This is a genomic window from Streptomyces zinciresistens K42 (assembly GCF_000225525.1).
Taxonomy (GTDB): domain Bacteria; phylum Actinomycetota; class Actinomycetes; order Streptomycetales; family Streptomycetaceae; genus Streptomyces; species Streptomyces zinciresistens.
In genome coordinates, this window is the sequence record NZ_AGBF01000004.1 from 15,176 (window position 1) to 38,782 (window position 23,607).

At 69.8% G+C, this 23,607-nt stretch carries 24 protein-coding genes; 3 read left to right on the forward strand and 21 right to left on the reverse strand.

What is annotated here, in order from left to right:
- Positions 1-19: 19 nt before the first annotated feature.
- The 20 genes from SZN_RS02560 to SZN_RS02650 form a co-directional block, all read right to left on the reverse strand.
- On the reverse strand, positions 20-580 hold the full coding sequence (locus tag SZN_RS02560; protein ID WP_244313277.1) for a peptide deformylase: 561 nt from the start codon (positions 578-580) through the stop codon (positions 20-22).
- A gap of 96 nt (positions 581-676) precedes the next feature.
- Complete coding sequence (locus SZN_RS02565; protein ID WP_007491153.1) at positions 677-1,786, reverse strand: hypothetical protein; 1,110 nt, start codon at positions 1,784-1,786, stop codon at positions 677-679.
- Position 1,787: 1 nt separating this feature from the next.
- Entirely contained in the window at positions 1,788-3,878 is a 2,091-nt protein-coding gene (fxlM, locus tag SZN_RS02570) for a methyltransferase, FxLD system (protein WP_007491154.1), read from the reverse strand.
- Between the two features lie 18 nt (positions 3,879-3,896).
- Positions 3,897-5,156, reverse strand: a complete 1,260-nt coding sequence (locus SZN_RS02575; RefSeq protein WP_007491155.1) for a lanthionine synthetase C family protein — start codon at positions 5,154-5,156, stop codon at positions 3,897-3,899.
- Positions 5,143-8,241, reverse strand: coding sequence for a lantibiotic dehydratase (locus tag SZN_RS02580; protein ID WP_007491156.1), 3,099 nt, complete (start codon positions 8,239-8,241; stop codon positions 5,143-5,145). The genes SZN_RS02575 and SZN_RS02580 overlap by 14 nt, the downstream gene beginning before the upstream one ends.
- Positions 8,242-8,327: 86 nt before the next feature.
- Positions 8,328-8,507 carry an FxLD family lanthipeptide gene (locus tag SZN_RS02585; RefSeq protein WP_007491157.1) on the reverse strand — a complete coding sequence of 60 codons (180 nt, stop codon included), beginning with the start codon at positions 8,505-8,507 and terminating at the stop codon, positions 8,328-8,330.
- Positions 8,508-8,544: 37 nt separating this feature from the next.
- Entirely contained in the window at positions 8,545-8,676 is a 132-nt protein-coding gene (locus tag SZN_RS38070; protein WP_007491158.1) for an FxLD family lanthipeptide, read from the reverse strand.
- A 106-nt stretch (positions 8,677-8,782) separates the two neighbouring features.
- A complete protein-coding gene (locus tag SZN_RS02590) occupies positions 8,783-8,962 on the reverse strand; it encodes an FxLD family lanthipeptide (RefSeq protein WP_007491159.1) in 180 nt (59 codons plus the stop codon).
- A gap of 195 nt (positions 8,963-9,157) precedes the next feature.
- A complete protein-coding gene (locus tag SZN_RS02595; protein ID WP_007491161.1) occupies positions 9,158-9,625 on the reverse strand; it encodes a DUF6082 family protein in 468 nt (155 codons plus the stop codon).
- Positions 9,626-9,699: 74 nt separating this feature from the next.
- Positions 9,700-10,275, reverse strand: coding sequence for a DUF6624 domain-containing protein (locus SZN_RS02600; protein WP_007491163.1), 576 nt, complete (start codon positions 10,273-10,275; stop codon positions 9,700-9,702).
- Positions 10,272-10,835: a hypothetical protein gene (locus SZN_RS02605; protein ID WP_007491165.1), complete on the reverse strand. Its 564-nt coding sequence runs from the start codon at positions 10,833-10,835 to the stop codon at positions 10,272-10,274. The genes SZN_RS02600 and SZN_RS02605 overlap by 4 nt, the downstream gene beginning before the upstream one ends.
- A gap of 83 nt (positions 10,836-10,918) precedes the next feature.
- Positions 10,919-11,392, reverse strand: a complete 474-nt coding sequence (locus SZN_RS02610) for a helix-turn-helix domain-containing protein (RefSeq protein ID WP_244313272.1) — start codon at positions 11,390-11,392, stop codon at positions 10,919-10,921.
- A 136-nt stretch (positions 11,393-11,528) separates the two neighbouring features.
- The gene (locus SZN_RS02615) at positions 11,529-12,782 is read right to left on the reverse strand and encodes an acyl-CoA dehydrogenase family protein (protein ID WP_007491169.1); all 1,254 of its coding nucleotides are present in this window, start codon (positions 12,780-12,782) and stop codon (positions 11,529-11,531) included.
- A gap of 86 nt (positions 12,783-12,868) precedes the next feature.
- Positions 12,869-13,510 carry a GAF domain-containing protein gene (locus SZN_RS02620; protein WP_043727710.1) on the reverse strand — a complete coding sequence of 214 codons (642 nt, stop codon included), beginning with the start codon at positions 13,508-13,510 and terminating at the stop codon, positions 12,869-12,871.
- On the reverse strand, positions 13,510-14,172 hold the full coding sequence (locus SZN_RS02625; RefSeq protein ID WP_425274401.1) for a GTP-binding protein: 663 nt from the start codon (positions 14,170-14,172) through the stop codon (positions 13,510-13,512). The genes SZN_RS02620 and SZN_RS02625 overlap by 1 nt, the downstream gene beginning before the upstream one ends.
- Positions 14,144-14,551 (reverse strand): DUF742 domain-containing protein, encoded by a 408-nt coding sequence (locus tag SZN_RS02630; RefSeq protein ID WP_007491176.1) that lies wholly within the window; start codon positions 14,549-14,551, stop codon positions 14,144-14,146. Before SZN_RS02630 ends, SZN_RS02625 begins: the two co-directional genes overlap by 29 nt.
- Complete coding sequence (locus SZN_RS02635) at positions 14,548-15,060, reverse strand: roadblock/LC7 domain-containing protein (protein WP_007491178.1); 513 nt, start codon at positions 15,058-15,060, stop codon at positions 14,548-14,550. Before SZN_RS02635 ends, SZN_RS02630 begins: the two co-directional genes overlap by 4 nt.
- A gap of 68 nt (positions 15,061-15,128) precedes the next feature.
- Positions 15,129-16,643, reverse strand: coding sequence for a sensor histidine kinase (locus SZN_RS02640; protein WP_007491180.1), 1,515 nt, complete (start codon positions 16,641-16,643; stop codon positions 15,129-15,131).
- 26 nt (positions 16,644-16,669) lie between these two features.
- Positions 16,670-18,571 carry a glycoside hydrolase family 15 protein gene (locus tag SZN_RS02645; RefSeq protein WP_007491181.1) on the reverse strand — a complete coding sequence of 634 codons (1,902 nt, stop codon included), beginning with the start codon at positions 18,569-18,571 and terminating at the stop codon, positions 16,670-16,672.
- Positions 18,572-18,805: 234 nt separating this feature from the next.
- Positions 18,806-19,291 (reverse strand): DUF6415 family natural product biosynthesis protein, encoded by a 486-nt coding sequence (locus tag SZN_RS02650; protein ID WP_244313273.1) that lies wholly within the window; start codon positions 19,289-19,291, stop codon positions 18,806-18,808.
- 189 nt (positions 19,292-19,480) lie between these two features.
- On the opposite strand from SZN_RS02650, the gene SZN_RS02655 reads away from it, so the two are divergent.
- Complete coding sequence (locus SZN_RS02655; protein ID WP_007491183.1) at positions 19,481-20,869, forward strand: NsdA family TPR-like regulatory protein; 1,389 nt, start codon at positions 19,481-19,483, stop codon at positions 20,867-20,869.
- A 72-nt stretch (positions 20,870-20,941) separates the two neighbouring features.
- Complete coding sequence (locus SZN_RS02660; RefSeq protein ID WP_007491184.1) at positions 20,942-21,424, forward strand: SAM-dependent methyltransferase; 483 nt, start codon at positions 20,942-20,944, stop codon at positions 21,422-21,424.
- Positions 21,425-21,498: 74 nt separating this feature from the next.
- Here SZN_RS02660 and SZN_RS02665 read toward each other — a convergent pair whose 3' ends face one another.
- Complete coding sequence (locus SZN_RS02665; RefSeq protein ID WP_007491185.1) at positions 21,499-21,879, reverse strand: ATP-binding protein; 381 nt, start codon at positions 21,877-21,879, stop codon at positions 21,499-21,501.
- A gap of 393 nt (positions 21,880-22,272) precedes the next feature.
- On the opposite strand from SZN_RS02665, the gene SZN_RS02670 reads away from it, so the two are divergent.
- The gene (locus tag SZN_RS02670; protein WP_043727719.1) at positions 22,273-23,604 is read left to right on the forward strand and encodes an NsdA family TPR-like regulatory protein; all 1,332 of its coding nucleotides are present in this window, start codon (positions 22,273-22,275) and stop codon (positions 23,602-23,604) included.
- Positions 23,605-23,607 lie beyond the last annotated feature (3 nt).

Sequence of the window (23,607 nt, forward strand, 5' to 3'; positions counted from 1 at the left end):
GGGCCGACAGGATCGGGTTTCAGTGCTCGTAGGACCAGGCCCGTCCGGTCTGCCGGTACTCGGTCACGGAGATGGGCTGCACTCCGGGGCGCATCCGGGCTGTGTACAGGTGGCCGTCGAGGTGGTCGATCTCGTGGTGGACCAGACGGGCGAGGCCGCGTTCGTAGTCAGTGGTCACGGTCGTCCCGTCGAGTGTCGTGGTCTCGACCGTGATCCGGAGGGGGCGAGGGACGAGGCCGCGTACGTCGAAGAAGCTCAGGCATCCCTCGTACTGGTCGTCGGTCTCCTGCGAGGCGGCGATGCCCCGGGGGTTGAGCAGCAAGATCGCGCCCGCTCCTGGCTCGGCGGGCTGGACGACGGCCGCGGCCCGGCGGATGCCGATCTGTGGGGCTGCAATGCCCATGCCCTTGGCGAACGTGTGGACGCCTGCGATGCGCGCCATGGAGGTGAACAGGCTTTCCACGGCTTGCTCGGCGGCCTCACGTTCGGCAGGGAGTGAGAAGGGGCGTGCTGGCTCGGCAAGGACGGAGGCGCCTTCCTGGACTACGCCGAGGTTGCGCATCTGCTCGCTGGGCCGCATCTCGTTCACGAGAACTCCTGTTGATTCGCGTCGTGTTCGCTCGGCCAACCGCGGTTGCAGTGGACATACGACGGGGTGCGCCGCTCGGGGTGCCGGTCATGCGGGCCAGGCGTTAGCTCGGCAGCTAGCGTGGCGTTGCCAGACATCCGCTGCGACTGTTGAAGCGTCCCGTATGGCCTGATCCAGAGGGTCGGGGATGCTGCCCCGTCCGAGGCCGGCGGAGGCGACTGCAGTGGAGAGCGTTCTGCGCTCGTCCTGGCTCAGCCCTTCGCGGCACACAGAGTGGGCCAGGACGTCTCGTGCGATGTACCCGTCGGGATGCGTCGTCGCTTCGCTGGTGAGGCGGCGCATCAATTCGGCTTGTCGGGACTCTGGGGAGAGGTCGAGCGCAACTAGTCCTACACGAGAGCGGAAGACGGCAAGGTCGGGGGCCGAGTCGAGAGCCAGGTAGTGCTGCACCATCTTGTTGATCGGCTCGACTGGCTGCTCGTCGGCTGCCCTGTGGCAGAGGACGGCAAGGGCTGCCGCGACGGCGTGCTCCCATGGCTCCACCAGGGTGCTCTCGTGTAGGAACTTCAACGCATCGCTGGGCTGCTCGCCGAGGCAGCGGACGAGCACCTCGACTTGGCGCCCGTCGAAGAGGCGCTGTCCCACGCCCCGGTGTTGCCTACTGTGCGCCCGGGCGTAGTCCCATTCACCTGCTGCGACGAGGGCACGGGTTCCGTCGCCGAGGAGTACGGCCCACAGCCATTGGCATACCTGTTGATGGTCGGAAGCCGACTTCGTGAGGCGCTGGAAGGACGTGGCGCGGTCGTCGATGACCGCTTCCGTCTTCGATCTGACTGCTCGGTTCAGGGAATCGAGCAGATGATACGCGCCAGTCCCGTCGCCGTCGCGGATGCGCAGCCGGGCCAGGTTGACCAGGGGTTCCAGGGCGTACCGGGCTTCCTGCGCGCCCAGGGGCTGGGCGCGCAGGACGGCCTCGGCGTGGCGCCAGCACAGAGAGCGTGCCAGGTCCGGCATGCCGCAGTCGCTTGCGATCAGTGCCGCCTTGTTCAGGGCGACGGTTGCGGAGGTCACGTTGTCGTCGCGCTCGGCGGCGGCAGCGAGGTCGGTGATTTCGCGGATGCGTTCAGCGAGAGGCGGGCACGCTGGACGTGGACGGGCAACGAGCGGGAACCGCTTCGCTATCTGGCTGACGTCCATGTCACTGCCATTCGATGACGATGCGGTTCAGCGGGTTGTCGAAGGTGAAGCGGCCGGGCTTCGGGGCGAGCGGGGTCGCGTCGAGTGGTTGGATTTCGAACCCGACGTCGAGCGCCCGGAAGCCCTGGTTCCAGGTGCGGATCTGGTCCGCGACGTCCGAGGCGAGGGCTTCGGCGTCAGGGCCGTGGCCGATGACGCCGAACTCGTACAGGGTGGCGCCATCGGGGGCCTTCTTCGCGTAGGGGCGCCGGGTGAGGTAGGTGAGCGTGCCACCCTCGAAGACCGCGGTCGAGGACGGGTAGGGCGCGGTGACCAGGCCCTTCTCGATGGCCTCGTTGTTGGCGGGCATCCGGCTCAGGCCGTTCGGCATGGCGCAGGCGAGCCACAGCTCCAGGTACTCCGCCGATTCCGGGCCCCGGAAGGTGACGTCCGTCCACGCCTCGGCGCGCGGCTGGCGGAAGATGTCGCGCAGGGCGTCAGCGTCGACCTTCTGGTCTCCGTTGGTGACGAGCGTGACGGTGTTGTCGGGGTCCAGGGGAACGAAGACGCGCGGGTCGTCGGCGATTCCCCGGCGCAGCGGCATGAACGTGTTCATCTGGCTGCCGACGCTGCGCCAGGCTCCGTCCTGGTTCTCGAAGGCGATCGAGCGGGAGACGCTGCCGCGCAGGCGTAGTGGCGTGAGGAGTCGTCCGCCGGGGGCGAGCTGGTCGAGCCAGGCGTGTGGAACGCCGTGGGCGCCGACGGTGGCTTCGATCCGGTCGTACGGCGCGTTGGAGGCGTGGCCCACGGCTCCGTCTCCGAGGACCACTTCGACGTTGTGGATGCCGGCGGCGGCCAGCCCGCCGCGCGCTCCGTCCACGATGTCCTCGTCCACGTCGATCGTGGTGACGTGTCCCGTCTCGCCGACGAGGTAGCCGAGGAGTCCGGCGTTGAAGCCGGTGCCGGCCCCCAGCTCCAGGATCTTCTGGCCGGGCTGGACGTCGAGTTGTTCCAGCATCATGGCGACGATGTCGGGCTGGGAGGCGCAGCTGATGGAGCGGCCGGATCCGTCGAACTTCGTGTCCACGGGTGTGTTGCCGTACGCCTTTTCCAGGGGGGCGTTGGGGACGAAGACGTGGCGGGGTACGGTCCGCATGGCCTCCTCCACCCGGGGCGTGCGCACGCACCCGGTCTCGACCAGGTGGTCGATCAGCTGGGCGCGCAGACGGTCTGCAGAGGGGGCTTCGATGGTGTCACTGTTCACCCCGTTGACCGTAGTGCTCGCCGTCCCCTCAGCTCGGGTGGACGCGGTGTTGTCGCTCGTTCCCATGACTACCTCTTTCGCGAGTGTTGACAAGGTGCGCTGGTCCTGGGCGGGGAGGCCCAGGCGGTTGAAGTGGAAGATGCCGTGGTGGGCGATCACGGCCCGCAACCCTCGTTCCAGGCGGCCCTGACGGTTGAGGTCTGCGAGCTGCTGGCCAAACCACTCGAACGTGGCTATCCACTCGGCCAGCGGCGCGAGTCGGCCCTGGGTGACGCTGCGGCTGGTGGTGCTGACGTCGACGGTCATCAACCGGTGGACAGCGGCCCGGTGCCGTTGCGGACTGCAGACCTCGTCGCCGGGGCGCTCGGCCGCGATCCTCGCCCAGACGTCGCCCTGCTCGTACCAGTCGAGACCCGCCGCGCGCATCGCCACGCTGAGCAGGAGCACCGCCAGCTCGCGGCGGCCGAGCTGGGGACCGGTGACTGCCTGCTGGCGGGCCGCCTCCTCCAGCAGGTGACGGCTGTCGTAGTGGAACAGGGTGTGGGCGATCTTCATCGCGGCGGGGCCGCCGAAGGCTGTCTCTTCCGGCTCGTAGATGCCTCGCGTCCAGGAAGCGAGGACGCCGGCGTCGACCAGCTCGTCCAGGGCAGCGTCCAGGGCCTTCGCCGTGTCCGGGCCCGCGGCCCGGTATCGCAACCGCCACCAGGGGAACTTTCGCAGGAATGACCACTGGGCCAGTTCCGACTCCTGGGCGATCAGCACTGGGAGCAGATGCTCCACGGCGGTGGCCTCCGCGCGACTCCAGTCGGTGAACCGGATGAGGCGTTGCGGCCATTCGTCCGCTGCCATGTTTCCTCTTCTCGTCGGCTAGTTGATCAGGAAGCAGGTGTCCCACCCGGACGCGGACGGCGTTCCGGTGTGGAAGGAGTGCAGGGCGAGGGCGGTGCCGGCGGCGCCTTCGAGGAGTCCGATGTCGCCGCCGCCGGGAGGGTTGATCAGGGAGTCCGCCAGGGCGCCGGGCGTGGTGTCGGTGATTGGTGCCAGGAGCCGGGGCAGGCATTCGGTGAGGCCGGGAGTGAGGGCGTCGGTGGCAGCGAGTTGTGTGATGTGCGCCAGGCCGGCGAAGCCGTGGCACAGGGAGACGTCCACGGTCGCGTCGAGTTGTCCGGGGTCGGTCACGGCGCGCAGGAGGGCGAATTCGGCGGCGTGTTGGCGCGCCGGGTCCTTGAGGGCGAGGGCGGCGAGCTGCTGGGCGCGGGCGAATCCTGCGGTGCCGTAGCACCAGGACGGCCGGGATGGTCCGGGGCCGATCGTGCCGGAGCGTAGTTGCTCACGGGTGATCCAGTACGGCCACCACGGGCCGGCGGGGCCGTCCTGCTGCCAGTGGTCGAGCCAGGCCAGGATGCGGGTGATCGCGTCGAGGTGGCCCTCGACGGTGACGCTGCGGCGGGCTGCGAGGGAGAGCACAGCGAGGGGGCCGCCGATGCCGTGGGCGACGCCGTTATTGGCGTGCCCTTCCGGGTACTCCGGGGAGACCGTGCCGGAGGGAGCTAGGGAGCTCCACCAGCCGGGCAGAACTTCCCCGTCCTGCTTGACCGGCTCGGTCAGGCGGACCAGGTAGGTCAGGATCTCGCGGACGACGTCGGTATGGACGTCGCGGTGCAGCAGGAGCCCGCCCAGCCCGCTCAGGCCGCGGATCGCGTCGAACTCCGCCAGCGCGGGCATCTCGCCGCGGTCCATGCGTGCGTGGGCGTCCGCGAGCCGGTCCCGGATCGCCTTCGTGACGTACCGGTCGAGGGTGTCCAGGGCGCGGGCGTAGCGTCCGGGGCGGTCGGCGGCGGCGTGCAGGGCGAAGGCGAGCGCGGGCGCCCCGTAGTAGAGGTGGCTGTCCGGGCCGCCGACAGCGGGTTCGGCTGCGGCGCAGGCGAGCCAGTCGTGGGCGCGCTGCCACGGACCCAGCTCGGTGCGGGCCCGCTCGATGTGCAGCAGCGCGACACCGACCGCGCCGTGCGCGAGCGACTGCGGCCACCAGCCCTGGCGGTGATGCAGCCCCCGTACATCCTGCGGCGAGGCAAGCCGCTCGGCGATCGTGTCGGCGGCTGCCCGCGCGCTTTCACGCAGATTCATGGTGATCTCCTCGGTGAGTCCAGGCCATGGCGGCGGCGTGGGCCAGCCGTACGCACATCCGCTCGTCGTCCTTGTCGATGCCGGCGGCGCGGATGTGGTGGGCGTGCAGCAGCGAGTCGAGAACGACGTCCGGGTCGATGCCACCGAACGCGTCCAGCTTCTGCCGGTAGCGGGCCAGGGCCGCGTCGCGCTCGCTCCAGGCGCTGGCGATGGCGTCGCCGCCGGGAGCCGCGCGCAGGGCCGCCCAGCCGTCGGCCGGGTCGGCTAGGCGCAACGCCTGACCGCGCACGGTCCGGTCCATAGGGCGCGGGTCAGTGATCCGGCCGTGGCCGATCAGCCAGTTCATGCCGGCTGCGGTGCTGCCGGTGAAGGCGGCGGCGACGGAGACGAAGTTCGCTGCGGCGAGGACCTGTTGGTGCGGACGGGAGCTTTGGGCGAACTGGACGGCCAGGGCTCGGGAGTCAGCGGCGAAGACGTCCTCGGCCAGGCTCATCAGCGGCCCGGGGCCCCACCGGCCGGTCTCCGGGTAGGAGGTCGCGAACTGCATGTCGGTGAGGAGCCCGGCACGGCGCAGTCCGTTCGCCCAGGCGCTCACGCGTTGTGCGGTGAGGGCGAAGTCCTGCTCGCTGGGGACCGCGATGCGCAGGCGCAGGTGCCAGCGGGGATCGCGGTAGCGCATGTACCACCAGGTCGGCGGCTCGTTCCACTGGCCGAGCAGCGCGGGCAGGTGGTCGGCAAGGATCTCGGGCTGCCGTTCGACGTGCCCGTACAGCTTGACCAGCAGCCAGGAGGCGGCGCCCGGAAGGTGACCGTAGTCGCGGGTGACGAGCTGGTCCGCGGTGACGGGAGGGACGGCCGGCCACTGCGGCGGGCGGACGGCCGTCATCGGGGCGATGATCTCGTGGGACCGTCCGTCGAACCAGCCTTCCTCGGATTCCGCTTCCGTCAAGATCACCGATTCATGAGTGTCCAGGTGGGCGCGCAGCAGCGCGAGGTGCGCGCGCTCGGAGAGGTCCAGCGGCAGAAGCTGGTCGCCCTCGGCCAGCGCGACTTCGTCCGGAACTCGGCGGCGTGCGCGCCACTCGTCGGCCGCCTTGTGCCACTCCCCCCAGGAGGCGCGGCGGTCGGGCAGCTCCGACCGGTCCAGTCGCCACCTCGCCGGAGAGAGGATCGCGCGGCCGTAGCGCACCCGCGGCAGGTACGGCAGTGCGGTAGCGGACGCCCAGGGGAAGACGGTCAGGACGGCGGTCTGGGCCCGGCTGATCTCGGTGAGGAAGCGTGCGAGCGGCGGCGTGTGGCCGCGCAGGTCCAGCGCGTGCAGCGTCATGGGATCCAGCAGGCAGGCGCGGGAGAGGGAGACGAGGTAGAGCCTGCGGCGGTCGCAGCCCACGGCGAGGTCGTCGAGCGGGATGGTGCGCGCGTCGACCGGACGGTGCTCCGCCAGGCTGATGACGGCCGGCAGGAGTTCTGTAACGCGGGTGACGTTGGTGTCGCCCCGGTCGAGTGGGGTGAAGGAGACCTGCGTGGGCACCGCGCCGGGCGTGTTGACCGGCAGCTCTTCCAGCATGACGGCCACGCGGGCCTGATCGTCTGACGCGAGCAGCCCCAGGCTGCGGCCGATCGTGGTGCCGATCCCGCGGGACGGGGCGATGCCGTGGAGAACGAAGTCTCCACTCTCCAGGGACTCTTGCGAAGCGGCACGGATTCGAAAGCGCAGCTCCGTGTGGGCCGGTACCTGCGGGGCGTTGCGATCTCCGACCGTCAACGTGCGGATCAGGTCCTCGTCCAGGCGGATCTCGTCGCGGCCGTCGAGGACGGCCGCTTGGGCGAGGGAGAGCAGCCGCTGTTCACGGGCGGTCAGGGCCTCACCCTGTTCAGGTTGCGCATCGCGGTATCCGACCGGGAACCCGAGGCCGACATCGGGGTCCACCAGGTCCCGGACCGGGACGAGTGAGTTGATGCCGTACCGCTCGAAGAATCGGTTGTGGAAGTCCTTCCATGCCGGAGTGCCGAAGGGGTACGCGCTCAGCCGGGCCAGCACCGTGGCGGCCTGCTCCGCCTCGCGGGCAACCTGTGGGGGCAGAGTGAGGGAGCAGTCCATGCGAAGGTCCAGCGTGAACGGCTGAGCCTTGACGCTACTCAAAGCGGTCATTTTCCGACGTAAGGCGGTACGCAGGCGCCGGCCGTCCGCCGGGGCCAGTACCTGGTTGTGCCGGGCGATGGCGTCGCGGACCGTCCGCAGGTCGGCCACGAGGTCCGTGGCTGATGAGGCGGCGGCTGCTTCGGCCTGCTCGACCAGGTGGTCCAGGGCGTCGAGGGTGGCAGAGGGCGCGTGCAGGCTGCTGATGAGCACACCGCGTTCGACGAGGCTGCTGACGAGCCCTTCCACCCGGTCCGCGGGAACGTCGGGGAACTCGCTCCTCATCAGTGCGACCACCGCATGGACGGGGACGGGCGAAACGGTGGCATCAACGGCGATACGTACGGCGCTGGTGTACCGGAGGGACACTTCAGCCGCTGGGCTGCCGTCGGTACGGCATGAACGGGGCGGGTAGGGCACGATCAGCCGATCGCCCCGTACGAAGATGGTGTTGTTGGCCATCACATGCAGGTGCCGCAGGAGTTCAGGATCTGCTTCCAGACGGGCGACCAGGTCCGCGATCCAGTCGCCGTCAGCACGGATGACGGGTCGATGCCACTCACCCCAGGACCATCCCGGTCGTTCCCCGAACGAGGCGGGCGCGATACCGGCGAACAGACCGTTCGGGGTCGCCCGGCCCGTCATACGCAGCAGGTACCGCATGACCGACACCACTGCGCGGCGCAACTGACGGGTCTCGGGACTGGCCACCGAGCACAGGGCCTGAACCTGCTGCGCGAGCAGAGGGCTGGCCTGCTCGATGGAGTCGGTGGCCTCGGACAGCGACCAGACGTCGCGCAGCCACGTCTGCCACCGCACCTCGCAGTCCGGGGTGTCGTCGGTGAGGTCCGGCCACGCGGGAAGCCGCAGCCTCGAGGAACGGGCGGCGCGCACCAGCGCAGTATCCGCGCACCGGTACAGCGGGCCGTCCTTCCGGGAACCCATGCACCCTCCCTGGTTGTGGTGTGTTGGGGTGGGTGCCAGCCCGCGCGGCGCAAGGCCGCGCGGGCTGGCAGATCAATGCGCCGAGGTCAGGCCACGTTGGTGGCGCAGGACCCCTGGCAGCTCGGCTTGCAGCCGTCGTCCGTCAGGTTGATCACCGTGGCGGAGCCGTCGCCGGACTCCAGGACGCTGATGTCCAGGTCGAACGCGTCACCGCCCGCCGTGGCGGCCGGGGACTGTGCCTGGACCTTGATCGTGTTCGCGTTCATGCGGGTGTCTCCCTACTCGTCGTGCGGTGGAAGATGATCAGGCCACGTTGGTGGCACACGGGCTGGAGCAGGTGCTGCCGCAGCCGTCGTCGGTGAGGTTGATCAGCGTGGCGGAGCCGTCGTCGGACTCCAGGACGCTGATGTCGAGGTCGAATTCGTCGATCTGCATGTGGTGATTCCTCCGTTGCCGTGCGCGGCTCCGATCGAGCCGCGAGGGACGTGCCGCGTGGGCGGCGCCGACAGGACATGGGCGTCGTGCCGGTGGTCTGGTGCGGTCAGGAGCCGCTGGAGATACAGGCGTTGCCACCGCAGGTTGAGCCGCAGCCGCCGTCGGAGGCGATACTCGCCCCGACCGTGCCACCCGATTCGATGACGCTGATGTCGAGGTCGAACGGATCCTGCGCGGCAGAGGCCGAGGCGGTCCTCATGCCCTGGTCGGTCACCCTGGGAGTCACGGGAATCCTCCTGATTGGTCCGGTGGAACATTTCGATTCGGTGTGTTGCGGTACGGCCGACCCCGGTGGGCAGCAGCTGTGTGGCCTGCGCCAGTCGGGTCCTCGCCGGCCACCTCTTCAGACACGAGAACTGCTGTCCGGAAGAGGAGTTGGGGACGGGACACGGAAGTCCGAAAGGTGAACCGAGATACGCCGTCAGGCTGCCGCGGGCTGCGCTTGAGGATGGTTCTTCGCGGCCTGGTCCAGCACCTGGGTGAAGTGCTCGGCCCGCTTGTCGCCCTCGGCCTCCTGAGCGCGGAGGTCGCCGAAGCGCTGCCAGTAGCGCCGGCAGACGTCACTGCTCATGACCATCTCGGCGTAGAACGGCAGCTGCCCGTCGCGGACGCGGCCGAGGCAGTGTCGGAGGCGGAGGGCGCAGATGAGTCGGTTGGCCGACATGAGCTGCATGTACTCCTCGGCCTTCATGTCCTCGGGCTTCCACAGCTCGGCGAGGTCGGCGTTGGTGGACACCCGGTTCAGCCAGTCGAGCTGGTTGCCCGCGAGGAGCGCCTCGTGCCGCTCGGCCTGGTGCCGTGCGTTCTGCCTGAGCCGGGCGGTTCCGACCACGGCGGTCGTGAGGGACAGGGCAACACCGGCAGTGAGGACGGCGGTAGGGAGCTTCATCGATCAACAACCCTTTCGCAGAGCGGATGTGCGGCATGAAGGCCGAATGGTGGGGACCGCGGTGTTCCGCTTGTTCACGCGGCCTCCGCGAGGACGACGCTCGGGACTTCATCGGTAGAGCCGTTAGGCATGTACCGGCTACGCACCGTCTCCAGTGCGACAGCGATCGGCGGCAGACCGACCGTGGCCCTTCGTTTGTCGACGGATCCCGGCGCGCGCAGTGGGCACAGCTCGATGCGGTCGGCGCTCAGCAGGAGCTGGGTGCCGTACTCCTGGTCCTGGCCGGTGTTGATAAGGGTGCGGTCGTGCAGGTGTGCCCAGTGGTGGACGAGCGCGTCGCCGACCTCGACCGCACGTCCGAGCAGGATGGTGGCGGCGCGCTGGAAGACGAGATCGTGGTCGCTGTGCAGGGCGATGCTCCAGGCGGCTCGGGCAGCAGCAGGGCCGACGAGGCGGTGGCCGGGCCACTCGTATTCGCCCAGGACGCGGTGCAGAAACTTGGCGTTGGCGTAGTCGGTGTGCCGACCACGGCCGAGTTGGACGCCATCGAGCTGGTTGCGCATGCGTGTGGCCCGGTGCGCTGCCGATTCCGTGGCGCGGGCGATCAGCTCGCGGGCGATGTCGGGCCGCTGCGGCTTTTCGGTTGTCACGTGCTGCTCCCTTCTTCCGCGGCAAGATGGGGAGCTTGGGTTTGGCAGCTGATTAGTGTGCTGAGTCGGGGGCGGTGCTCGGCGGCCAGTTCGAGGTGGGCGACCCGGTCCCCCTCCCGTCCCGGACCGGAACCCCGCACGTCCCAGCCCATGTCCGTGAGCCGACGCAGCAGGGCGGCGATGGGTTCGGCTTGCAGGGTGTGGCCTGCCAGGATTTCGGCCCGTACGAGCGGGAGGCTCTGCCGGGCGGCGAAGTCGGAGGCCCACAGGGTGATCAGCCGGGTGATGTCGTCGGGCTGCTCGGGCAGGGTGTGGACGTGGCCCAGGCGGAGGCAGGGGCCTTCGCCCCAGCTGAGTCCGGGGTCGCGCGCGGGGACCATGCAGGCGAGCAGCTTTCCGTCCTCGAACAGGCCGGCCGACGTCGTGTGCGGGTCGCGGAACAGGGTCGGCACGTCGGCTTGGGCGGGCACGGGGAGGCCGCGCAGGGTGAGCCAGCGCTGCCGGTCCTGCGCGAGGGCAGCGGCTTCCGCGCGCTCGGCGTCCGTACGTAACGTGCGCACTGCGTATACGGCGTCCGGGTACTTCGCTGCGAACGAGGTGGAAGCCGGAGGCTCCTCGTTGGCCAGGGGAGTGGGGGGCCTTCTCACTGGCTCGCTCCGCTGCGCGCCGCCGGGTCGGTCGGCAGCAGTTTCCAGCTGTGGGCAAGGATCACCAGGTGGGTGGTGTCCCGGGCGTCTGTGTCGGCGAGGAGTTGGTCGAGTGCGGCGCGCTGGTCGGCGGGGGCGAGCTTGGCGGCGACGGCGATGTCACGGGGGTCGCTGTGCTCGGCGACAGCTCGGAGCAGCAGTCGCTGTTCCGGGGTGAGGGATGGCGCTGGCCGGTCCGCCGTGGGCGAGGCCACCTGTTGGGTGGTGAACAGGCGGTGCACGATCACCGGGGGCTTGCAGCGGGGCGGGCAGTGGAGGCTCTCGCGGATGTCGCGGAGGTACTGGCGGATGGTCACGGGTGACAGGACGGTCTGCGTGGCGATCTCTTGGGCCGTGAGGCCGTTCGCGAGGTGCTGGGCGACGCGCTGCAGGGTCGGCGGCAGGGGCGTGATCGGTGCGCTGGTCGTCACGGGCGGGTTCACGGTGTCTCTCTCGGCTGAGTGGATGGTCACTGGGAGGGGTGCCGCCGGTCCCCGCGGGGGAGGGGGCCGGCGGCACGGGCCCGTGCGCGGCGGTGGGGAGTCACGGGGTGCCGCGCACGGGGGCTCATGCGGCGGTCGGGTCGGGTCGTGCCCAGGCGGCTTCGGCGGCGAGGCGTTCGGACCACTGGATGTGGTCCTCTGCGAAGGCGGCGTCGGCCAGGCGTATGCGCTGGACTTCGCCGGTTCCGGCCGGTGGGTAGGTGTGCTGGATGTCGCGCCACAGGCGCTGGACGATGTAGTCGCGATCGAGGGCGTTGGCGCCGTGCAGTTCCATGGCGTCCTGGGCGGACTGGACGGCCCACTGGTGGCCGAGGTATTTCGCGTTGATCAGGTCGGCGTCGCAGGGCAGGCCCTGGTCGAGGAGGTGCACGGACTGGTAGGCGAGTATCCGTGCGGCGCGCAGGCGGGCCTCCATGCCGCCGACGCGGTCCCGCAGGACCGGCAGGTCGGACAGGGCGCCCTGGTAGCGGGGGCGGGTGCTCAGCCTGCTGGTGGTGGTGTCCACGACGGTTTCGTGGATGCCGAGGCTGACGGCGGCCAGGTTGGGGCGGCCGTAGAGGATGCTGCTGCTCTGGGCCACGGCCAGTCCCTGGCCGACCTCGCCGACCACGTTGTCTTCGGGGACGCGGACGTGATCGAGGTCGAGGCGGCCGGCGGAGAAGCCATGCAGACCGAGCCCGGCACAGTGGTCGGAGACGGAAAGTCCGGGGCGGTCGGCTTCGACCACGAACGCGGTCAGCGCCTGCGAGGTGCTCACTCCGGCCGCGGCGGTGCGGGCGACGACGAGGTGGGCTCCAGCGAGGTGACTGTTGCCGATATGGATCTTGCTGCCGGTGATCACCCATTGGTTGCCGATGTGTTCGGCGGTGGTCTCGATGCCGCCGATGTGTCCGCCGGCGAGCGGTTCGGTCACGGCGATCGACAGCAGCACGGACCCGTCCGCGACCCGGGGAAGCCAGTGGCCCTTCTGCTCGTAGGTGGCGAAGTGCAGCAGGGCGCCCACGGGGATGAGGGTGGCCTGGAGGATGGCCGCGGCAGCCGCCGAGACCCGCGCGATGCGGTGGACCAAGACGGTCCTGGCCACGTGTCCGGCGCCCAGCCCGCCGAAGACCGCCGGGACGGTGACGGCGAACCACCGCCGGGCGGCCATCAGGTCGGCGACCTTGCGCTCCACCCGGCCCGGAGCGGCCTCCATCCGCGCGGCGCGCGGCGCGACGTGCTCGGCCGCGAAGGCGTCCGCCTCCTGCCACAGCAGATCGTGGCGGGCGGTGAGGTAGGGACGCAGCGCCGGTGGCGGCGTGGTGGGTGTGGCGGACATGATCTCCCTCTCCCTGGATGAAGGTCGCAACGCGTGGAGCGGCCGGGGAACGCCTACGGCTCCCGGGTGGGAAGTTGTGGAACGGCCTAGCGGACGGGGGCGCGGGTGATGTGGTCCAGCACCTGTGCACTGGCGTTGATGACGATGTCCCGCAGACGACGTGCCTCGGCCAGAGGCCGCTTCTCGGGGTCGATGACGCACACCGTGCCCAGCACCGTGCCGCTGTCGTGGATCAACGGAGCGCCGAAGTAGGAGCGGATTCCGACGGCGTCGACCACCGCGTTGCCGCTGAAGCGCGGGGACGCGTGCACGTCGTGCAGCGGGAGGGCCTTCCTGCGGGCCATGACCCCCGGGCACCAGCCGTGGTCCCGGCTCATGGTGCGGCCGACGATCACGAACCCGCTGTCCGCCGGCGGCTGGTGCAGCCCGACGAAAGTCTGCTCCTCCAGGAACAGGTTGACGAACCCGTACAAGAACCCGGCCCGTTCAGCCATGTTGCGGGCCAGGTCGTCGAAGTCCTCGTTGGCCACCGGGGGCACGCCCAGGCGGTTGAGCAGCTCGTAACGCTGCGCCAGCTCCAACGACTGCTGAGGTCGCTGGCTGGTGAGGGCGGTGGCGGTCAGGGTGAACGGGCCACGGTTGGTGTCCCGCATGTCGCGCCGAGGCAAGGACCGGGCGGGCGGGGCAGTCTGCGGCGTGCGGTAGGGGTCGCTGGGGTGCTGTGACATCAGGCGTCCTGGAGGGTGGTAGAAGGGGTGTGACCAGCGCGATTGGTGGTGGCGGCGCTGTTCACGGCGTGGTCGACGAGGGCCAGCAGAACGCCGGCGACTTGATTCGGCTCGCGGGCGTCGCAGATGACCACCGGCACGGCGGCGGGGAGTTCGAGAGCGGCGCGGACCTGCTCGGGGTGGTAGCGGTGTGCGCCGTCGAACTGGTTCACCGCGACGACGAAGGGCAGGCCGATGTCTTCGAAGAAGCTGACGGGCGTGAAGCTGCTCTCCAAGCGGCGGGTGTCGACCAGGACGACCGCGCCGACGGCGCCGCGGGAGAGGTCGTACCAGAGGTCGACGAACCGGTCCTGGCCCGGCGTGCCGAACAGGAACAGCTCCAGAGGCATCGGCGCGTCGGGCAGGCTCAGTCGGCCGAAGTCGAAGGCGACCGTGGTGGTGGTCTTCGCTTCGATGCCCGCCAGGCTGTCGACGTCTGCGCTCGCCGCGGTCAGGTACTCCTCCGTACTCAGCGGCGTGATCTCGCTGACGGCGCCCACGGCGGTGGTCTTGCCCGCGCCGAAACCGCCGGCGATCACGATCTTCAGCACGGTCGGCGCACCGGCCTGCGAGCGCGGCGAAACCGTGGTCGGGTCATCCGGCCTGGGGATAGGCGACGGCATCAGGCCACTTCCTCTTCAAGCCGGCGGAAACGGCTGCCAGCATTTGGATAGACGGACCGGACCCTGCGCCGGTATCGGCATAGGACTGGGTCAGGGGGACGACGAGGGCGTCGGCGTCCAGGAGGTCGGACACGAGGATCTTGACGGCCGTCACGGGCCGGCCAAGGCGGCCCGCCAGCTCGACCACCGACCGCCGGCGCTCCCGGCACAGGGCGAGAATCTCCTCGCACTCCTCGGCCTGCGCCGGGCCGGGCCTTCCCTGCCCGGCCTCCAGGACGGTTTCCAGAGCGAGCAGGTGCCGCGGCTTGGTACGCCCGCGCGTCAGCGTGTAGGTCCGCACGAACGCCGACTCCTCGGCCGCGCGGCCGTACGTGGTCACCGGACCTCTCCGCCCGTGCCCACGCGGACGGGGATCAGCATGTACGGGGCGAACCGCTGGACCAGGCGCCCCATCTCGAAGCCGACGGTGCCCACGTCGGCGTCCCGGGTGGCGATGACAGCGAGGATCGTGTCCACCTCACCCCGTTCGGCCCCGGGGTGGTTGTCGAAGGCCGCGCTGCGCCCGGCGCTCTGGACGAAGAACAGGCAGTCGTCTCGCTCGATGATGACCTGCCGGGCCGGCCTCTTCTTGTGGCTGGGGCCGGTGATGTTCGCCGCGAGGGAGGCGACCCCGCTGAAGGCGGCCGACAGTTCGTCCGCCCAGTCCTTGTCGACGTCGCTGTCCAGCAGCCGCAGTCCGTCGCGCGAGAGCAGGACGGCGTGCGTGACGCCCGGCGTCTCGGAGGCGAACTGACGCAGCAGCCAGGCCATGCTGTCCCGCTGTCCGCTTGTCGTCGCGGATGCGGGCGTGCCGTCGGTCACGTTGTTCATCGCGGGGTGGGTGCTCATGGGGATCGCTCCAGAAGGGGGAAGGGCCAGTGGGTGTACTGGGCCGCCGGGAACGCGGAAGAAGCGGGTCAGGGGGTGGGGTCTTCTGTCGAGGCGGGAGGGGGACTGGCGGTGCCGCCGGCCTGGAGGCCGCTGCGGAAGGCGGCTGCCAGCCCGGGCGTCGCCGCGGACACGGGGGCTTGCTCCCGCTCCCGTGGCGGACGGAAAGGCTCCGACCGACGCGTGCGCGTGGGAAGAGCGGGCGCGTCGGCCGAATGACCCGCCGAGGTCGATGCCCCAGCGGCGCCGGGGCGTGCGACCTGCCCCACCCCTGGGGCGGCAGGAGCCGCGGCCACCTGCTGCGGCTGCTGCCCGGACATGCGAGCTTCCTCGGGCTGCGGCGCACCCGCGTCCTCGACCGATGGAATGGCTACCAGGAGCCGTGCCGGTATGACGACCAGGGCGGTGGTGCCTCCCGTCGCGTTCTCCTGCAGGAGGACGGACAACCCGTGTGACTGGGCGATCTTCGCGGCGACCAGCAGGCCGAGCTGTCCAGCCCGGACCTGGCCGCTGACGTCGACCTCGTCCGGGGCTTTGAGCAGGTGGTTCATCTGTGCCCGCGTCTGCGGGTGCATGGGGATGGCGCGGTCCTCGACCTCGATGGCCAGCCCGTGTGGCACCCGCTGCGCGCGCACCATCACCCGCGTTTCTGGATCCGAGCACTCGCAGGCGTTCTCGATCAGCTCGGCCAGCAGGTGCGTCAGGTCCGGCCCCACATGGCCGGGCAACCCCAGCTCGGCGCCCACGGATCCGGCCGCGACGGCCACCCGCGGATACTGCACGACCTCGGAGACAGCGCCACGCAGGGCCGTCGTGACGGGAACGGGCCGGCGCACGCTGCGCAGGGACTGTCCGCCCAGGACCGCCGTGCTCTCGACCTGGCGGCGCATCCGCGTCACGAGGTGATCGATCTCGAAGATCTTGGCCAGCAGTTCCGGGTCGTCGGTCAGCATCTCCAGCTGGCTCAGTGCCTGGAGTGCCTTGCTGACCAGGGCGTGCTCGCGCATGGCCAGGCGGCGAAGCACTTCCAGGAGGACCACGGACTGGGACTCGTCGTGCACGCGGATCAGCGACATGATGGCCTGCGCCTGGAGGGCACTCAGCGCGTTGTCGATCCCGGCGTTCGCAGTGGGCGACTGCGCGGTGTGCGGGTCCGGCAACGCTGGACGTTTTCCGCGGCACAGCTCGTCCGCCGACCACTGCACCGACTTCTCAACGGCTGCCGCTGCCCCTGTGACCGCTGTCAGCGCTGCTGCCTGGGACTCCTCCACTGCCGACTGCACGGCACTGGCCACGGTGCGCGTTCCGTGTGCCGCCACCGCGAGGACCGCCGCCAGTCCGCAGACCAGGCCGGCCAGGACCCAGCCGGGGCCTACGACGGACCCCGACCGGAGAGCGAAGGCGGCGAGCAGCAGCGCGGCAAGGAGTGCCAGGGGCAGTGCCACGGCGCGACGGGCGAGGTACAGCGTGGTCGCGTCGACCGGGGGCCGCCGTCTGCGGTGGCCGGTAGCGGCCGGCCGTGCCGGGAAGGCGCTGTCAGGCATGGGAATCCTCGTCAGGGGTGGGGTGGCTATGCGTGCTGCGGCGTCAGGTCTGCGGTGGACTGGCGCGTGCTGCGGGAGGTTGAGCGGGGTGCGGGAACCGCCAGCGCGGCGTGGCGGGGGGAGGACTGCGCCGCCATCTGCTGAAGGAGCAGGGCGCTTTGGATCAGGCCCATGTGGCTGAACGCCTGCGGGAAGTTGCCGAGCTGGCGCTGCTGGACGGGGTCGTACTCCTCCGCCAGGAGCCCGAGGTCGTTGCGCAGAGCCAGGAGGCGTTCGAACAAGGCACGGGCCTCGTCGGGGCGGCCGGTCAGGGCGAGGCCGTCGACGAGCCAGAAGTTGCACAGGAAGAAGGCGCCCTCGTCGCCGGTCAAGCCGTCTACCCCGACGTCCTCACCGCAGGTCGGGTACCGGTACACGAGCCCGTCTTCCGTGGAGAGTTCACGACGGACCGCATCCACGGTGCCGATGACGCGCGGGTCGTCGGGCGGCAGAAAGCTGGTGCGGGGGATGAGCAGCGTGGCAGCGTCCAGCTCCTGCGAGCCGTAGGACTGCGTGAAGGTGTTGCGCACCGGGTCGAAGCCCTTGTCACAGACCTCCCGGTGGATCGCCGCCCGCAGCTCGACCAGCGGGGCCACGTCCATGTCGAGCGCGCCGGCCTCGGCCAGGCGGATGGTGCGGTCGACCGCCACCCAGGCCATCACCTTGGAATGGACGAAGTGCCGGCGGGCCCCGCGGATCTCCCAGATGCCCTCGTCGGGCTCCCGCCAGCGCTGGACCAGGTACTCGATGAGCCGCTGGTGCAGGATCGCGGTGTCGGCGCAGTGGGCGACTCCGCTCTGGTGCGCGAGGTACAGGGTGTCGATGACCTCGCCGTACACGTCGAGCTGCAGCTGGTTCGCCGCCCCGTTCCCGACCCGTACCGGAGCCGATCCCTCGTACCCGGGAAGCCAGGGAAGCTCCCGCTCCCGCAGGTCACGCTCCCCGGTGATCCCGTACATGATCTGCAGGTTCTCCGGGTCCCCGGCCACAGCGCGCAGCAGCCATCGCCGCCATGCCTGTGCCTCCTGCCGGTATCCGGTCCCCAGCAGCGCGGCAAGCGTCGTGGCGGCGTCGCGCAGCCAGGTGAAGCGGTAGTCCCAGTTCCGGTCGCCGCCGATCTCTTCGGGCAGCGACGTGGTCGGCGCCGCGACGATCCCGCCGCTCGGCCCGTAGGTCATGGCCTTCAGCGTGATCGAGGACCGGACCACGGCCTCGCGGTAGGGCCCGTCGTAGGTGCTCTCCTGCGTCCAGTCCTGCCAGAAGGCGAGCGTCTCGGCGAGCGCGGCCTCCGGGGCAGGAACGTCCGGTGCGGGGGCGTGGGACGGGCACCAGCTGAGCACAAACGCCACGCTCTGCCCGGCGCTGATGGCGAAGGCGCTGACGACCATACCGTCCTTCTCCAACTGCAGGACGCAGGTGTCGAGCCACAGAGCGTCCGCGCCGGCCTCCGCGACCATGCGCCCACCGACCTCGTGGATCCACGGGCTGACGCTGCCGTACCCCGGCCGAGGACGCATGGCCGAGACCATCTCCACTTCGCCAGTCAGGCCCTCAGCGATCCGGATCACCTGTGGGGCCCCGTCGCGCGGCGGCATGAAATCCAGGACCCGGACCGAACCAGTCGGGGTGCGCCACAGCGATTCGAGAACGAGCGAGTCACCTCGGTACCGGCGTTCAGCCACTCTTCCGGAGCCGGACCCGCCTGCGGACGAAGCCGGGGCGATCTGCCAGGTGCCGTGCTTCTGTGTGCCGAGCAGACCGGCAAACACGGCCGGTGAGTCGAAGCGGGGCAGGCAAAGCCAGTCGATCGTGCCGTCGTCGCAGACGTGGGCGCTGGTCTGCGTGTCGCCGATCAGGCCGTACTGCTCGATACGCGGAAGGCGTTTCATCGTGTGTGGATCTCCGTTAAGCCCCGCTGGTCTGGGGGTGTTATCGGGGCCGCCGAAGCGGCCGGGGACAGGCCGGGAGTCAAGGAGCCAGCGGTCAGCGCGGGGACGCAGGCTCGCTCGGAGGTGGTGTAGAGGCCCTGTCTGCGGGATCGAGGCCAGTCGCACGAGTGCCTCGGCACACCAGCCACGCCATCGCGACGAGGATCAGTCCGATGAGGAGCGCTCCGGTGAGGGTCATGTCCGGGGCACCGAAGCGGCCCACACCAGGCAGGTGAGGGCGACGACGAAGACCGCACCGCGCAGCACGTTGATCTGCGGCGTCCATCGAGCCAACCTCCGTGCCGGTCGACTCGCTCCGACGTCGTCCAGCCGGATCTTCGCGATGAGTTCCTGCGTGGCCTCGGCGAGTCTGACGAGGTGCACCCGGCTGGGCAGATAGCCCTCCGGGAGCCCGACCGAGCAGAGTTGCTGCGCACGGAGCAAGGCCGGCTCCTGCGAAGGCATCAGGGTTCCGAGCTGGTTGACGTGCCCTCGCAGCCGCAGGACGAGGTCCTCCACATCGGCGGCGGTCTCGGGCACCGGGGAGTCCTCGCCCAGCACGAGCGTCACCGTCTCCGTCGCGGACACCGCTTGGTCACGCCCGGCACCCGGATCACCGAGTCTCCGGCCCTGACCACTGCGCTGGCAGAACGCCCGGCGAGGGGCCAGCGAGAGACGCATGACACAACTCCTATGTGAATCAAGCCGAATTGAGTGAGAGACGCCGTGCACCACAGTCGGTCGGCGTGCATGGTGAGTGATCCGGCCGCTACGTTGAGCGAACCGCGAATCCCCGCTGGGGGGTATGCCTGTGCGGCCCGCAAGGCCGTCAAAGGCGTCAAAGATCATTTCGGACCCGAGGGGCAGCCCATGGCCCGTGAGCGAAACGTCGCCCTCGCCGCACTCCTGCGCGAAGCGGGCTGGTCCCAGCCCCAAGCAGCCGCCGCGGTGGCTCGTGTCGCCGCGGAGAGCGGTGCTCGCGAATTGGAGGCCATCTCGCGCTCGCACATCGCCATGTGGGTCCAGGGCACCAAGCCCAGCGGACGAGCGCCTCATATCCTGCGTGAGACGCTGTCCCGCAGGCTCAGTCGCCCCCTCACCCTCGCTGACCTCGGGCTGGAAGACGGGCCGACAGGCTCGCCCGACAGCAGTTCCGACTGGAGCGTCGACCCTCTGACCGTGCTGGCCGAGCTGGGAAGCGACGACCTGGACATGCACCGACGCAAGCTGCTGGCGACCGCCGCGTACTCGGCCGCCGGCCTCACTCTGCCCGCGAGTTCGTGGTGGACAACCGCCCCAGCCGCTGCAGCATCGCGCCCAGCAGTCTCCCCACGGTTGGTGACCCAGGCCGACATCGATGACGTCCGCAACCTGACAGCCTTCTACTCCGCACGGGACCAGCAGCGTGGTGGAGCCTCTGGGCGCTCGGCTCTGGCCGGCCACCTTCGCGACGAAGCGGTGCCCCTGCTGGGCAGCAGGTTTCGAACGGAACGGCACCGACGGGACACGTACTCGGCCGTGGCAGAGATGACCTACATCGCTGGCTGGATGGCGTTCGACGCCTCGGAGCACCGCACCGCCCAGCGCTACCTCACCCTCGCCGCCCGCATAGCGGCCGAAGCCGGAGACGGACCACTGGGCGGCCACATCCTGCGCGCCCTCGCCCACCAGGCAGTCGACCTCGGACACCCACGCAGGGCCCTCGACCTGGCCGATGCCTCCATGGCCCGCACTCACTACGGCCAGGCCAGCTCGCGCGAGAAGGCCCTGCTCTCCATCGTCCACGCCCGCGCCATGGCCGCCGACGGCGACAGGCCCGGCACCCTCGCGGCCATCAGCCGAGCAGAGCGGGACCTCGCCCGCGCCGACAACGAGGACGCCCCCGACCGCGTCGGCTTTTTTCAGGAAGCCTCTCTCGCCCACGAAACTGCCTGCGCCCTGCGCGACCTGGGCAACCCCGTCGAGGCGGAGATCCATTTCCAGCGCAGCGTCCGCACCCGCCGCCGGCAGCAGTACGCCCGCACCCACAGCGTGACACTCGGCTACCTGGGCGCCGTCCAGGTCCAGCAAGGACGTCTCGACGAGGCATGCGGCACCTGGGGACAAGCCCTCGATGCCATGGTCGGCGTCCAGTCCGGCCGCGCCCGCGACGTCATCGTCCGCATGCAGAGCGACCTGTCGCCCGTCCGGCAACGCGGAGGCCGCCACGTCGTTGAATTGGACCGCCGGGCACGGGAAATACTGCGCGCCATAGGCTGACCACAGGGCAGGTCCGCAGGTGCGGCTGGCGGTTGCTGCACACGCGACTTCATGGGAGAGGAACGAGCGCCGATGGCGACGTACGAGGTCGAACCGATCGCAACGGTCATTGGGGGCCACACCCGCGTCCAAGACGACTACCAGGGCGGGGTGGAATCGATCATCCGACTGGACGACGCCTTCCCGCTCGAAACGCTGCAGGGCGTCGAGGAGTTCTCCCACCTCACAGTGACCTGGCACTTCCACTTGGCGCGTCCCGAAGACGTGCAGCTCCATGCCCGCAGCCCAAGAGGAAACCCGATCTGGCCGGCAACCGGAACCTTCGTCCACCGCAACCACCGACGCCCCAACCAACTGGCGATCAGCTATCCGCGACTGCTCAAGACAGACGGCCGGGACCTCGTCGTCACCGACCTGGACGCTGTAGACGGCACTCCCATCCTCGACATAGCGCCGTACTTCGCACAGATGGGGCCCCGAGGACCGGTGCATCAGCCAGCCTGGCCGGGCGAAATGCTTGCCACCTACTGGCTCGATGCCTCGGAGCGCCCGTAACTCCGCTTGCCGCAACTTCTCGCCAGCTGCGTCTCTCGTAGCGGCCTGGGCCGTCACCAACCGGGGCGCGACATTCACGTCGGGCTCCCGATGCTGTCACAGAAGAACTGGCACCACGTTTCTTTGCCGCTGCTGCCCCACTTGTCTGCGAGCGCTGCGACGAGCGCCATGCCCCGGCCGGAGATGTCGTCCGGGCCAGCCTGTTGCAACACTGCCGGGGCGGGATTTTCGTCGGTCACTGAAACAGTGAGGGTCCCGCCGACAGCGCGCAGCCGCAGTTCGATCACGCCGTGTCCGTGCTCGATCGCATTCGTGATGGACTCCGAGACCGCCAGCACCACATTGTCGGTTATCGGCCCCGTCAAGCCTGCCTGCCCCAGGAAGGCCGCCGTCGAGCCGCGCATATCCGCGACCGCCAGCGGATCCGGTACGAACGCGGCCTGGAAGACGTGCATGTCTGTAGCCGCGGCGGCGTCCGGCAACCATGCTCGGGCTCCCATCTTGGCTGCCCGTTCCAAGCAACTACGCGGGGTGGTGCTTTGGCTCATGGTGGTGGCCTCGGCTTCGTGGGGAGTTGCAGACCGGCCCTCGCCGCCTCAAGACGCTCAAGCGGAGACCGCGAGGGGAGATCAAGGTTTCCCCGGGAGAGCCGGGCCCGCCATGTCACCGGGGGTATCACCTGCATCCCGCGGGGTGACACGGGTATCACCAACATGTCATCTGGACCCCACTTGCCTGCGAGATCGCTATATGGGGCTTGAGTTGGGTGATAGTTGAAGCGCGGGGCTTGACGCCCCAGGCCGATACGGGCCGCCTCATTGCCAGCGGCCAGAAGGGAGCCGTCGGGGATGGAAGCGCGGACGTTGCTTCAACTGCTGGTCTGGGAACGCGGTTGGGCGTACCCGCGGTTCAGGAAGGAGTACGAGAAGGCCGCTCAGGAGCTGTCCGTCGCGGCCGACGAGCCCCACTTCTTCAGCGCCACGGTGGAGGAGCAGACGTTTCGTCGGTGGACAGCAGGGCGCGTCAAGGGGCTCCCGAATCAGCCTGCACCCGAGGTGCTTGAGCGCATGTTCGGGCGCAACGCCAGAGCTCTTCTCAGCCAACCGAGCGGGCCGCCGCCGGGCGCGAGCTATGTACCTACGATCAATGAGAGTGATCTTGCAATGACTGCTCGGGATGCCGCTTCGCACGCCGGGGACGCCGCGTCCCTCAGTGTGCCGGACATGACACTCGACCAGCTTGACGACGACATCGTCGCCCTGGCACGCGAGTACAGCCGAACGTCTCCCGTGGAGGTCTACCGCAGGGCGAAGGAACTCCTGAGCGTCGCGCAGTCGCTGCTGGAGAGGACCCAGGTGCCCCGCCAGCGTGAGCACGGCTACCTGGCTGCCGGCCAGTCGGCCGCCGTCCTGTCGGCGATCTGCTTCGACCTCGGCTCCCTGCCCGCCGCCGTCTCACTGTCCCGTACGGCCGCCTTGTACGGCCAAGTGATCGAGCACGGTCCACTTCAGGCGTACGCCCACGGTGCACTCGCCTTCCTGGCGTTCTGGGGTGGCCGTCCAGCGGAGGCCGTACGTCTCGTGCGCACTGCCCAGCAGTTCGGAGGACTCGGCGACACGGCTATGACGCGGCTATTCGTAATCGAAGGACGCGCCCACGGACACCTGGGCGACCAGGCGTCTGCTGAAAGGGCTGTGCGGGCCGCCCTTGAGCAGAGCACTGGTGCGCGAGACGAGCTGCACGATGACGTGGGCGGCGAATTCGGGTTCCCCCTTGACCGCGTTGCCATGAGCAACGCCACCACCTACCTCCTGCTGCGTGATGCTGACGGCGCTGAGGAAGCTGCGGAGCAAGCCCTCCAACTCCTCAGCGCCAAGCCCGAACATCAGCGTCCGCTGCTCATCTCCACACAGGCGCACGTGGATCTAGCCCGCGCCCGACTGCTCCGTGGCGAACTCGACGGCGTGCAGGCCGCACTGGAGCCCGCCTTCAGCGTACCGACTGAATGGAGGGGAGCCGGGACACTCGAACGTATGGCGGCAGTTCGCGCCGGTCTTGTTCAGACGGACTTCCGCGGTGCGCCTGACGCCATCGCGCTCGGCGAGCGGATCGAGGACTACACGGCGGAGGCGTCGGCGCAACGCTTGGGGAGCACGCCGCCACTGGCCATCGAACCCTGACCG